Source organism: Amycolatopsis sp. NPDC039088, from assembly GCF_055598845.1.
Window position 1 is genome coordinate 67,731 of sequence record NZ_JBVKAE010000019.1, and the last position, 13,325, is coordinate 81,055.

General features: G+C 68.3%; 7 protein-coding genes. 1 reads left to right on the forward strand and 6 read right to left on the reverse strand.

Features of this window, described 5'->3' with window-relative positions; all coding sequences use genetic code 11:
- Positions 1–23 precede the first annotated feature (23 nt).
- Positions 24–830, reverse strand: coding sequence for a helix-turn-helix domain-containing GNAT family N-acetyltransferase (locus ACZ7KI_RS24055; RefSeq protein WP_470275342.1), 807 nt, complete (start codon positions 828–830; stop codon positions 24–26).
- Between the two features lie 104 nt (positions 831–934).
- Between ACZ7KI_RS24055 and ACZ7KI_RS24060 the strand changes: the two genes are divergently transcribed.
- Positions 935–2,263: an FAD-dependent oxidoreductase gene (locus tag ACZ7KI_RS24060; protein WP_470275343.1), complete on the forward strand. Its 1,329-nt coding sequence runs from the start codon at positions 935–937 to the stop codon at positions 2,261–2,263.
- Between the two features lie 419 nt (positions 2,264–2,682).
- Here the strand turns inward: ACZ7KI_RS24060 and ACZ7KI_RS24065 are convergent, their stop codons facing one another.
- The 5 genes from ACZ7KI_RS24065 to ACZ7KI_RS24085 form a co-directional block, all read right to left on the reverse strand.
- A complete protein-coding gene (locus tag ACZ7KI_RS24065; protein ID WP_470275344.1) occupies positions 2,683–3,969 on the reverse strand; it encodes a GDSL-type esterase/lipase family protein in 1,287 nt (428 codons plus the stop codon).
- Between the two features lie 94 nt (positions 3,970–4,063).
- Complete coding sequence (locus ACZ7KI_RS24070) at positions 4,064–4,759, reverse strand: glycoside hydrolase family 12 protein (RefSeq protein ID WP_470275345.1); 696 nt, start codon at positions 4,757–4,759, stop codon at positions 4,064–4,066.
- Between the two features lie 157 nt (positions 4,760–4,916).
- Entirely contained in the window at positions 4,917–7,334 is a 2,418-nt protein-coding gene (locus tag ACZ7KI_RS24075; protein WP_470275346.1) for a glycoside hydrolase family 95 protein, read from the reverse strand.
- Between the two features lie 30 nt (positions 7,335–7,364).
- A complete protein-coding gene (locus tag ACZ7KI_RS24080) occupies positions 7,365–10,301 on the reverse strand; it encodes a glycoside hydrolase family 3 protein (RefSeq protein ID WP_470275429.1) in 2,937 nt (978 codons plus the stop codon).
- A 308-nt stretch (positions 10,302–10,609) separates the two neighbouring features.
- Positions 10,610–13,321 carry an exo-rhamnogalacturonan lyase family protein gene (locus ACZ7KI_RS24085; RefSeq protein WP_470275347.1) on the reverse strand — a complete coding sequence of 904 codons (2,712 nt, stop codon included), beginning with the start codon at positions 13,319–13,321 and terminating at the stop codon, positions 10,610–10,612.
- Between the last annotated feature and the right edge of the window lie 4 nt (positions 13,322–13,325).

Genomic DNA, 13,325 nt, shown 5'->3' on the forward strand with positions numbered 1-13,325 from the left:
ACGGGACCTGGTCCACGCCGGAGCTAGTTGACCGGGCTGCGGCGTTCAAGGAAGACCGCGTCGTGCCAAACGCCGTCGAGCCGCGCGACACGTTCGCGGATGCCGACGGTGCGGTAACCCGCACTTCGGTGCAGGGCGATACCGGCGCGATCGTCGGTGAAGACCGAAGTCTGAAGTGTCCAGAGCCCGGCGGCGTCGGCTTCGGTGACCTGCTTGAACAGCAACGCTTTCCCCGCACCTCGGCCGCGATGACCTTCGCCGACGTACACCGACGTCTCGGCGACACCCTGGTAGCGCTCGTCTGCCGAGACCGGAATCGCGGCGGTCCAGCCGACGACCTCGCCATCGAGTTCGGCGACCCAGCGATGTCCGGGCAGCCCTTCCCCCTCGAGCGGAACCTCGATCCCATCGCCGTAGAGCCTGCGGACCGAGTCCCGGTCGTCGTCGCGAAGGGCACGAATGGCGACGTCTTCCGGCAGGTTGTCCGGGCAGCAAGGACGCGGCGCGAGCAGGCCCATGACCGCGTCGGCGGCGTGCGGGAGTCCGCTGCAGCAGGCCTGGTTGATCGTCACGACCGTGGCCGTGCCCTCTTTGCGCAGGTGCAGGAAGCCGACCTCCGCCAGTTTCCGCACGTGGTGGGAGCAGGTGGACTGGCTGGTCCCGAGTATCTCGGTCAGCGCTCCGACGGTCAGGCCTCGGGGCGAGGTCGCGACGGCGTGCAGGAGTTTGACCCGCGTCGGTTCGGCGAGGCAGGCGAACCACTCCGCGTAGGTCGCGGCTTCGCGCGCGGGCAGGAGACCGGCGAGGGGAACGGGCACAACCGAGGTCATACCGAACAGTATCGGCCAGAATCGATGGTTGCGTCAATCGATGCCGGTCGATACAGTCCCCCGCATCGACTTAATCGAGGTGGATCGATGAAAGGTGCATGGGGATGAACGAGCTGCCTGTCGTGGTGATCGGAGCCGGTCCGGTAGGGCTGGCGGCGGCCGCCCAACTGGTGGAGCGGGGCCTCGAAACGCTGGTGCTGGAACGAGGCGCGCGGGCGGGCGCGGACGTGGCGGAGTGGAATCACGTGCGGCTTTTCTCGCCGTGGTCCGAACTCGTCGCCCCCGCGGCCGGGCGGTTGCTGGAGAAGACCGGCTGGACGCGACCCGGCGGCGAGGGGTATCCGACGGGTTCGGAGTGGGCCGGGTCGTATCTGCGGCCGCTGGCCGAGGCGCTCGCCGGCCGGGTGCGGTTCGGCGCCGAGGTGATCGGGGTGGCGCGCCGGGGACGGGACAGGGTCGTCGACAGCGGCCGCGACGACGAGCCGTTCACGGTGCACGTTCGTTCCGCCGACGGTTCCGAGGAGCGCGTCACCGCCCGGGCGGTGATCGACGCGTCCGGCACCTGGTCGACCCCGAATCCACTGGGTGGCGAAGGGCTTCCGGCGGTGGGCGAACGGGCCGCGTCGGACCGGATCGCTTACCGGGTCCCGAATCTGGGCGACGAGGCGGTGCGGACGCGGTACGCGGGCAAACACGTGGTGGTCGCGGGAAGCGGCCATTCGGCGCTGACCGCGCTGGTGGCACTCTCCGGACTGGCGAACGACGACACGCGGATCAGCTGGGTCCTGCGACGCGGCGCCGTGGGCAACACCTTCGGCGGCGGCGAGGCTGACCAGCTCCCCGCACGAGGCGCGCTCGGGCTGCGCGCCAAGGAAGCCGTGGACTCCGGGCAGATCAGGGTGGTGACCGGGTTCCGCACCGAGGTGGTCGAACGCGACGGCGATGGACGCCTGTCCCTGGTCTCGTCCTCCGGGCAGCGGATCGAGCAGGTCGACGAAGTCGTGACCCTGTCCGGGTTCCGCCCCGATCTGACCTGGCTCTCCGAGATCCGCCTCGGCCTGGACGCGACGCTGGAGGCACCGGTCGCGCTCGCGCCGCTGATCGACCCGAACGTGCACTCGTGCGGCACCGTGTACCCGCACGACGCGAAGGAACTCGCCCATCCGGAGAAGGACTTCTACCTGGCCGGGATGAAGAGTTACGGCCGGGCACCGACGTTCCTGGCCATGACCGGTTACGAGCAGGTCCGCAGCATCGCCGCCCAGCTCGCCGGAGACCACGCCGCCGCCCGCGTCGAACTGCGCATGAGCGAGACCGGCGTCTGCGGCGGTTCGGGCCTGTTCGACGAACCGGCCGAAGCGGCGACGAGCAGCGGCTGCTGCGCGGCACCGCAGCCGGAGGTACTGACGCTGTCCGCTCCGTCTGCCCGGTGACGTGCGCTTGGTCGTTGGTGGCGCTGGCCGTGAAGGCCTCCTTCCCTACCTTCAGGGTCAGGGTCTCGGCAAAGTCGCAGAGTTGCTGGTCGGCACTGTTCTCGATGGTCCGGATGTGGCATCGCTGATGCCCGCGGGGTCCGAGTGTGGAGGATTTGGGACGGTGAACGTCCCAAATCCTCCACACTCGAGGTACACCGGGTTCAGGGCCATGCCCCCTGAACCTCTGTTGATCAAGCTTCGCAACCGAAGGCGACCCCGTGTCCATGAAGGAATTGGGACATTCAACGTCCTAATTCCTTCATAGACGTCGGCCTGCGCCATGATCAAGAGGTCCCCGACCTGCAGCATCCCTACTTTGCCGGGCCCCTACGCTCAAGGTAGGGAAGGAGGCCTTCACGGCACGTCACGGCTTGGGGCTACCCGGCGAGGCGGTGCTCACCGGCCGACGCGAGCGCGGCGGACCTGGGCAGGCCGAACACCGACAGGTCGATCGACTCGCCGAGGACGCGGTCGCCCGCGGCGTTCGGGTGGTAGCAGTCGCTCCGCCAGGCCTGACGGATGACCGTCGGATCGGCGGGATCGCGCATCACGGCGTCGAAGTCCAGCACCGAGTCGAACGTCCCGGACGTACGGATCCACTCGTTGACCGCGAGCCGGGCCTGCTCCTTCGAGCCGCCTGCCGCGTTGCACATCGGCAGAACGGTGGCACCGATCATCTTCAGCCCGGCGGCGTGCACCCTCGCCGCGATGGTCCGCATGGCGTCGATGACCTGGGCCGCGGGTGCGGGCGGCGCGTGGTCGCCGCCGCCGAGGTCGTTGGTGCCTTCCAGGAGCAGTACGTGGCTGGCGCCGGGCAGCGAAAGCACGTCACGATCGAGCCGTAACGGGGCGGGCGGGCCGCAGCACTGGTTGGTCGGGTCGTACGGGTTCGGCTGGACGCTGACCGTGTTCCCGCTGATGCCGGCGTTGGCCACCGAGAGCCGCCGACCGGGCGGCAGCTGCCCGATCCGCGCCGCCAGTACGTCGGTCCAGCGCGGGCCGCCACCGAAGGCGTTGTAGCCGTCGGTGATCGAATCGCCGAGCGTCACGATGGTGCCGCGCGCGGCGGAGACGGCGCTGACGGCGTCCACCCACCACAGGTTGCCGGGCGAGAAGGCGCCGTACGCGGTCCCCGACTCGTCCGATCCGGCGTCGCCGGGCCGGGCGGACAGGAACGAACCGGGCGTGTTGGTCTCCGGCGGCGGGAAGGTGTGGTCGTTGACCGGCGACCCCGGCGCGTACACGCTCACCGCGACGTGGTCGCCGGACCGCACGGTCATGGGCAGCGGGTCACTCCAGACACTGCCGCCTGGCGGCACCGTCACCGTCCGCCTGAACCCGAACGTGGCACGGTGGTTCGAACCGGGTACCAGCGCGGGCGAATGCGTCGTGGGCTGCAAACCGACCCACGCCGACCGTACGACCAGCGGGGTGCCGCCGAACGGGTTGCCCAGCCGGATACGCAGCGCCGCCCCGTTCGCGGTGACGGTGAGGACGTTGCGGACCGTGACGTCGGGAGCCGTGCCGTGCACCCCTTGCAGGGAGGACTCGGTCAGCGTTACCGCGTGCGGCCGGCCATCCCCCGATGGCGCGGCTTGCGCCGTCGCCGGGGTCAGAACCGACGCGGCGATGGCGAGAACAGCGACCGTTCGACGCATTCGCATGGAGACACTCCCGGGCCGACGATACCGATACCGTACGGGGTTGGTCCCTGACGGGCACCGGCGCTTCGCGCGGCCGATGCCCGTCAGGAGCTGATCAGGACGAGGAAACGGAATAGCTGTTCGAGGTGAAGTTCATCCCGCCGCTGGACGAGGTGATCTCGAAGCCGAACTGGACTTCACCGACCGTCACGTCGCCGTACCAGCCACGGTTCTTGATCCAGTTCATGATGGCCAGCACGTCCACCGAACCCGAGTTCGTGTTGGAGGTCCGCAGGAAGGAGAACACCGCGTTGGCGCCGTTGCTCCCCCGGTAGACGTCCCAGGTGTGACCGCCGACGGAGACCGTGGTCTGCTTCGACCCGATCGCGCCCACCGCGCCCTGCTTGTTCATCCAGAGCATGATCTCGTAAGCGTTGTTGTTCGCCCAGATGTCGTACGCCGTCGCGTACGCGCCGCCTCCCGGCCTGGACACGTTGAAACTGCTGGAAAGGCTCCGCAGCCCACTCAGCTGGCGGCCGATGTTCTTGGCCGAATGCGGATACGACTTCACACCGCCGGTGTTCGGGTGATCCGCCCAGACACCGAAGTTACTGGAGGAGTTCGCCCAGATCGACTGTGCGCCGGCGCCGCCGCCCCAGACGTTGTTGCGGACGGTGTAACCGTTGTTGGACCAGGACGCCCACTTGTCCGAGGAACTCCAAGTGGCGGCCTGTGCCGTTCCCCCGATCACCAGGGTGGCGACCAACGCCATAACGACACTGCTCATCAAGGATCGTACTGAACTACGCATGGCCGGGTTTCCTTCCGTGCACCATTGCGCGGATAGTGGTGAATTAGGCGCCGGATATCGAAGCGCTTCGACAAAGTGAATCAGTAATAACGCTGAATGGTCAAGAGCCGCTTGGGGGGTCGTGAGTGATCCGGGTCGTTAGAACGACCCGGATCACTCACGAGACGAAGTAGGCACCGCCCGGTCGCGTGTCCAGCCGAATGGTGTCGGTTCCGGTCCTCGTCCACCGCACGGGTTTACCCGTATGCGCGTCGAGGACCCGGAAAGACTTCTTGAGCATGTCGTTCTTCAACGACACCGTGCCACCCCGGTCGGAACACAGCCTCAGCTCGACGGCCTGACCGGCTCGCCAAGTGGCGCCCACGGTGAACGCGCCCCGTGCCCGCAGCCCGTTCACCTCACCCGAGGGCCAGGCCGCCGGCAGCGCCGGGAGCAGATGCACCGTTCCGGTCTGGCTCTGCACCAGCATTTCCGCGACCGCGGCGGTGGCGCCGAAATTGCCGTCGATCTGGAAAGGCGGATGGTTGTCCCACAAATTCGGCAACGTCTGGAAACGCAACTGGTCGCGGAATGCCGCGAACGCCGATTCGCCCTTCAACAGCCGAGCCCAGAAATTGGCCTTCCATGCCCGGCTCCAGCCGGGTGCCCCCGCGCTTCCGCCCCCTTCGCGCGCGGTCAGCGATTTCTCGGCGGCCGCGGCGAGTTCCGGTGTGCTGAGCGGGGAAATCTGCCTGCCCGGATGCAACCCGTAGAGATGCGACACGTGCCGGTGCGTGTCGGCGGGGTCGTCGAGATCCTCTTTCCATTCCTGCAGCTGCCCCCACGACCCGACGCGCAGGCCCGGATCCAGTTTCGCCCGTGCCGCGGCGACCTGGGCACGGAAGGCCTGATCGCCACCGAGGGCCTCGCCCGCCTCCAGCACGTTGGTGAAGAGATCCCACACGACCTGCTGCGACATCGCCGCTCCGGCGGTGTACGGGCCGTGCTCGGGTGAATAGGACGGAACCGCGACGAGTTTCCCGTCCCGGGGGTCGGCCACGAGCGTGTCCAGCCAGAATCGCGCGGCGTCCCGCAGGATCGGGTAAGCCTTCTCGCGCAGGAAGGCGCGGTCCTGAGTGAACTCGTAGTGCTCCCAGAGGTGCCTCGACAACCAGGCCGCGGACTCGGGGAACCAGAACGCGGTCGGCCAGTCGTGGACGCCCGTGTAGTCGAAGGTGTTGGTTTCGTTGTGCAGCACGAAACCACCGGCTCCGAACATGGTCTTGGCGGTTTCCCTGCCACGCGGTCGAAGCCGGTCGATGAAGTCGAACAACGGCGGCGTGGTCTCGCCGAGGTTGGTGACCTCGGCCGGCCAGTAGTTCATCTGCAGGTTGATGTTGACGTGGTAGTCGGACGACCACGGCGCCGACGAATACGGATTCCAGACGCCCTGCAGGTTCGCCGGGAGCGAGCCTGGCCGCGACGAGCTGACCAGCAGATACCTGCCATAGTTGAAGAACAGCGCCTCCAGCGCCCGGTCGGCCGCGCTCGGCCCGCCGGTGTAGGCGGCGAGGAGCTTGTCGGTCGGCACGTTCGGCGGCTGCTGGCCGATGTCGAGTGTGACCCGTTCGTACAGCGCGCGATAGTCGCGCTCATGCCGGGCGAGCAGATCGTCGAACGACCTCCGCGCCGCTGAATCGACCGTCGCGGCGACCCGCCGATGCGGGGGCAGTCCGACGTAGTCCGGATACCGGTGGACGTAGTCGGTGCCCGCGGCCAGTACCAAGGTCACCGAGTCGGCGCCGGACACCGCGACGCCGGTGGCGGAATCGGTCCGGCTCCCGCCCTGGTTTCGCACGAGCAGCTGCGCCTCGAGCGTCATCCCGTTGTCCGCCAGCTTGCCCGCCAGTGTCATCCGGCCGTTGGAGACGGACACGGTCGACTTCGGATGTGGCGAGGTGAGCCTCGTGGTGAACGACACCGCGCCCGGACGATCCGCGCTCACCCGGACGACGATCACGCCGTCCGGGTGGCTCACGAACGACTCCCGCGTGTACCGCACCCCGTCGGCGACGTAACCGACGCGGCTCAGTGCCCGGGAGATGTCCAGCTCCCGGCGGTAGTCCTTGACCTCGGCCGGTTCGGCTCCGTCCAAGTAGACGTCGCCGAAGCTCTGGTAGCTGCCGTACGCCCGTTTGGGCTGTCCCAGCAACGCGGCCATCGCTTCGGGCTGCTGCGGTCCTTTCTCCAGGATCGCCTTCCGCGCCTCGGCCAGCGCGGTGGGGCGCGGCGAGTCCCAGTTGCCGCCCGTGTAGGCGGGGTCGGCACCGGGACCGCCGGACCACAGCGATTTCTCGTTGAACTGCAGATGCTCCTGCGCGACCCCGCCGTAGACGGTGGCGCCGAGCGCGCCGTTGCCGATGGGCAGGGTCTGGCTTTCCCAGTCCGTGGCGGGCTGGTCGTACCAGAGCAGCTGCCGTTCCCGGGTCGGAGGCGTGCCGCAGGCCGGAGCACCCGGCAGGGCCTGCGCTGACAGTGGCGCGAGGACGCCTGCCAGCAAGGCGCCGACGAGCAGCGGGATCCGGACTCTCACCACGGCACGCCTCCTTCGTTCAGTTCGGGACAGCTACCGCAACGAGAACGTGCTGATTCTCGAATCGGACGTGAAGACGAGGTAGACGTCTTGCCGTCCGCTCAGCCCGGACACCGTCGCGGAGGTGGTCGAGTACTGGTACTTGTCGCCGGTGCTGGCGATCTGCGCGGTACCGACCAGCCGGCCGCGCGGGCTCCCGACCCGGATTTCCACTGTGGACGTTCCCGGTTGGACACGAGCCGTCTTGGCCGTGAACGTCTTCGCCCCGGAACGGAAGTCCACGTCGCTGAAGCGCAGCCAGTCACCCGCGCCGACACCGACCGCTTCACCGCGGGCCTTGCTTTCGTCGACCAGTTCGACGCCCGAGTAGTCGTCGAAGTCGATCGCCCTGGTTTCCTTGGTCAGATCACGCGGCGGGATCTGCTCGCCCCGGACGGGGAGCGCCGATCGCAGCCGGATGTCGGACGCGGAAGCGCCGACCATCACCTCGTGGACGGAGGACTCCAGCACCCACTTGCCCCGGGTGACGTCCCAATGCCTGAGGTCGGGCACCGACAGGCGCACCGTCTTGCTCTGCCCCGGCTCGAGCTTCACCCGCTCGAAGGCACGCAGCTGCTGATTCGGCTGCTGGTCCCGGGAGACGAGCTGGTGGGTGTAGAGCTGCACCACCTCGTCACCGGCGCGTTTCCCGGTGTTGGTCACCTTCACCGTCGCCTCGAACGTCCCTTGTGGACCGGGCTTGCCCAGCCGCAGATCGCTGTAGCGGAAGTTCGTGTACGACAGACCGTGTCCGAAGGAGTAGAGCGGGGCACCCTTGAAGTACTGGTAGGTGGTGCCGCGTTTCATGATGTCGTAGTCGAGGATGTCCGGCAGCTCGGAGTCCGAGCGGTACCAGGTCTGGGTGAGCCGGCCCGCCGGGTTCACGTCGCCGTACAGCACATCGGCGAGCGCGTTGCCGGTCTCCTGTCCGGCGTGCGAGGTCCACACGATCGCCGGGACGTTCTCCTGCTCCCAGTTCAAGGTCGTGGGGTAGCTGTTCTCGACCACCACGACGGTGTTCGGGTTCGCCTTGCGCACGGCCTTGATCAGCTCGCTCTGGGTCTCCGCCAGCGCCGTCGTGGTGCGGTCGTGGTCTTCCCGTCCGTTGATGAACGGCATGCTGCCCACGACCACGACCGCCGTTTCGGCCGATCGCGCCGCGTTCACCGCGCTGTCGATACCCGAGGTGAGCTGCTCCTTGCGGAACTTGGTCGCTCCGGCCGCGTTCGGCGAGCCCAGGGTCAGCGTGCCGTCGGCGGCGACGGTGAGGTAGCTGTTCGGCCCGTCCCAATCGTTCGGGATCTCGTAGCCGGCGTACTTGATCACGACCGTGCCGTCACCCGCGTCCTCCAGTTTGAACTGCTGGTGGACGAACCAGTCCCGCGGCTGCGGAGCCTGGTTGACGAACGGGCTGGTGGCGTTGGAGAGCCCCTGCCGCTCGACGTACTTGCCGTTGGCGACACTGCGCAGGGTCAGCACGCCGTCGCCCCAGTTGAAGGCGTCGAACTGCTCGGTGGCGCCGACGCTGGTGGCGCCTGCCTTGAGCACCGCGCCCCCGTCACCCGCCCCGCCGCTGAGGTACTTGCCGGTGGTGGCGTCGCGCAGGGCGATCCGGTCGACGGCCTCGGTGTCGCTGACCATCGCGCCGGCGCCGAGCCGCGCCTTGATCCCGTCCACCGGGGTCACCTTGTACGGCAGTCCGCCGGAGTACCAATCGGTGTACAGGGTCTTCTCCAGCGGCCCGATGACAGCGACGCTGCGCTTCGGGTCGAGCGGCAGGGCGCCGCGGTCGTTCTTCAGCAGCACCATGGCGTCGGCCGCCGACTTGCGGGCGAGCTGCCGGTGCGCCGGGCTGTTCACCACGTCCTTGCCGATCTTGGCGTACGGACCGCCGTCCGGGTCGAAGTCACCGAGCCGGAAGCGGACGCTCAGTACGTGCTTCACCGCCCTGTCGATGTCCGACTCGGCGAGCAGTCCCTTGGCCAGCGCGGAGTTGATGATCCCGATGGTGGGCGCGGGGTTCTGGTTGTCGACGGTGAAGCCGTCGAGACCGGCTTTGAGGGCGGCCGAGAAGCCTTCTTCGTTGGTCTTGAAGTACTGCTCGGAGCCGGTGAGGTTGTACGGCGCGGACGCGTCGCTGACGTTGTAGAGCGTCTTGTCGGTCCAGCTCCGCACGACGTCGTTGAGATCGGGGTTGACCGTCGCCGGACGGCCGTTCACGAGGTTGTACGACCCCATCACGCCCGTCGCCGCGTCGGCCGCGATCGCCGGCTTGAACGCCTGCTCGTCGTATTCACGCAGCACCCGCGGGCGCAGGTTGGACGACGTGGTGTCGCGGCGGATCTCGTTGTTGTTGGCCAAGTAGTGCTTCAGTACCGGCGCGGTCTTGAGGTACTGGGGGTGATCACCCGACATCCCCTTGCCGTACGCCGTCGAAATGGCTCCCGTCAGCAGGGGGTCTTCCGAGTAGCCCTCCTCGTTGCGTCCCCATCGCGGATCACGCAGCAGGTTGACCACCGGCGCCCACAGCTGGAGCCCCCAGAAACCGGGGTCCTGCGAGTGGTAGCCGCGCGCCTCGTCACCGACGACCGCGCCGACCTGCTTGATCAACGCCGGATCCCAGGTGGAGGCGAGGCCGATCGCCTGCGGGAAGACCGTGGCGTTGGCGGTCACGACGTTGCCGTTCTTCCGCTCCGTCGTCCAGCCGACGCCGTGCAGCGCCTCGGTCCCCGTTTTGAATTCGGGGACGCCCAGTCGCGGGATCGCCGGTTGGAACTGGTGCAGCAACGAAACTTTCTCCGCCAGTGTCAGCCGCTTCACCAGGTCGTCCACCCTGGTGTTCAACGGCAGCGCGGGATCGCGGAACGGATAATCGTTCAGCTCGTCCGCGATTGCGGGTGAGGCGAGGCCTATGGTGAGGGCCACCGCCATAGCGAACATTCCCGTCCTGCGTAGGCGGGTAAAGCGAGCTGCTCTGCTCATCGGTACTCCATCGCGGGGAAATCGAAGCGCTTCGACGAATGGCCTGAGGCCCATCAGGGCGATTTTCGGGCGTGGTGATCAATCGGTGATCAGGGGAAGGGGAAATCGGGTTGTCGAAACGATTCGGTCCTGTGTAACGGCGATGTTAGCGGACGGGTCACGACGAGACAATGGCTCGTCTTCCGGCCCGCGAGCGGTGGTCGACGGCCGCGCCGGGCGGCCGTCGCCACTTCGGGAAACCGCTTTCCTGTCGGGCGCTACCCGGGGATCCGGTCCCCCACCAGCGCCAGGCACTGGATCGCTGCCAGCCCGTACTGCGCGGTCGCGTTGGTCGACACCCAGGTGGCCTCGTCGACCGGATTCAGCACCGCCGGACCGGTGATCCTGGTGCTCCGCCATGGCGACGTCGCCGGATATCCGGCCTCACCCTTGGCCAGCTCGGCCCAGGCCCGCGCCGCCAGCGCCGGGTCGTTCTTCTTCGCCGCGGCATAGGCGGTGAGGCGGGAATGCGCCTGCTTGAGGTTGAGACTGCCGAACGACTTCCCGACCGCGGCGATCTGCTCTTCGGCCGTGCCGTTGTACAACGTGCAGTACTGCAGCCAGGCACGTTCGAACTCGGGCAGGCTCGTGGCGGCGATGATCTCACCGCAGATCTCGACCAGCCCGAAGACCGCGCTGAGGTGGGAGACCGACACCGCGACGGTGTCGGTCGCGAAAGTGCCGGTGGTGAGGTCGTACCGGCCTTCCCCGGTGATGAACCCGTTCCGCAACTTGCCGATCGCGGTACAGGTGTTCAGCAGTTTCGTCTTCGCGATCGGGTCGCCGCCGCGCTCCCATTCGGTGAACCAGGCGGCCGCGAGCGCACCCCAGTCCGTCCCCAGCCCGACCGCCAGCGCCTTCGGATCGGGCTCGTACGGCTCGGTGCGGATCTTGCGCAGCGGGTCGAGCGCGAGGAACGTCTTGTCGGCGTCGACAAGGTCGTGCAGAAGGTCACCGACCCGCTCGTCGGCGGTGAGGAAATAGAGGAACCGGCGGTTGGCCGCCGTGCTGATCCGCAACTGCTTGGCGCTGTCCGCCCAGTGCTGCACACCGTGCCGCGTGCCGAGATCCGCGTACTTGCCGATGTGGTAGACGTCCACTTCGCCGGTGTGCCGGGTCATCGCCTCGGCCATCCGGAAGACCTCCGCCCGGCCGGTGCGCAGGTAGCTGTACCAAAGCCACAGGTCGGTGCTCAGTTCCGAGTTGTCCCAGGCGTACCCGCCGACGTCGTAGCGCCATTCGTGCCGGTCTTCGTCGTAGGTGTGCATCACGTCGCCGTAGTTCCAGAAGCCGTACCACCGGCGCTGCTCGACCTGTCGGCGATAGAAGTCGAAGAGGAAGTCGAGCCGGTCTTCTATCTGGGCCTTGGCCGGTGTCGACCGGTCGACCGGCGACCAGTCGCCGAACACACCCGCCTCCCGCATCCGCTGCGGCGTGGTCACCAGCAGCGGCGAGGCGCGCACGACCGCGGCCTGTGCGGCGAGCCGCTCGGCCGACGGTGTCGCGTCCAGCGCCCAGAACGTCAGCTCGCTGGTGCGCGCGACACCGTAGGGACTGCCGAACCCGGGCTCGTAGTCCTCATAGGTGATTTCCAGGCCTTCGAGCTGCTCGGGATAGGTGTCCATGCCCATGCCGTCGTGGTAGAAGCGCAGGTCCATGGGTTTGGCGTCGGGCGACCACAGCCACAGCGTGACCTCGGCCGAGTCACCCGCGGCCCCGCGGACGTCGAGCTGCGTGGGATGCAGCTGCCAGAAGTCCCGCATACCGAACGCGAAGCCGCCACTCACGCCCCCGACGTACCCGAAGCCGCCCGCGCGAGCACCCGCGGCGGCGTGGATCCAGCCGCGACCCGCCTTCGTCCGCTTGCGGATGGCGTAGCCGTCGGCGGTCAGCTGGCTGAGCGTGTAGTCACCCCACGCGGGGATGAGTTCCAGCCGCTTGCTCACCCGGGTGTCCCAGGTGGACACGTCGGGCGTGCGCCTGCCCTCGACCTGCGCCTGGCGGACGGCCGCACCCGGATCGCGGCGCAGCCCGGTGATCCCGCGGATCGCCTCGGTGAACAGGCCGCCGTCCGCACTGGCGAACCGCACGTGCCGGTTGTGCGGCTCGTCGGTCATCGGGACCCGGAAGCGGACCCCGAGCCCCCGGATGAAGTCCTTGTCGGCGTCGCCGTCGAAGACGAAGCTGTGCACCATCCGGAAGTTCTCGGCGCCGGCGTGGAAGTACAGCCGGATCGTGAACGGCAGCCATTCACGGCCGCCGTGTTCGGCGCGGTGGCCGCCGTCGATCCGCACGACGGCGCGCACCGGCCCGTCCTGCTCGACCGTCACCTGGCGCACGGCACCGGTGTAGCGCTCGCGTTTGGACGCGCCTTCGTCCAGTTCGTCGGTGCCGTTCTGACGGAAACACACCAGTTCGCCCGCTTTGGCGACCGGTCTGCCCCCGCGGGTCACCTCGTCGATCAGGACCTTTCCGGCCGTGTTGAGGACACACCTCAGCACGCCGGTATCCACCACGATCTTCCCGTTCCACCTGGTGACCGTCACGGCCTTGGCCGGAGCCGCCGCGGGCCCGGGAGCCAGCCGGTACCGCTCGGCGGCCGGGGCGCCGGCGGGCACGGCGTGGGCGCTCCACTTGAGCGAGCCGTCCGGCCAGTACCCGATCGGCCAGCTTTGCACCGGCACCTCGGCACCGTCCGCGGTACGCAGACCGAACGGCGAACCCGGCCGTATCCGGCCTTTCGGCCAAGGCACTCCCCAGGTCACCCCGACCATCTCCCCCGGAGGGCGCCCGTCGAGCCAGCGGATCTCGGTCGGTTCGCCGGGTTCCGCCGCGTGCGCGGCCGGAACGGGGACCGCCAGCGGCAACGCGGCGCCCGCCCCGGCCACCACACCGCTTTTCAACAGCGTCCGTCGAGTGAGTGGAGACATGCCG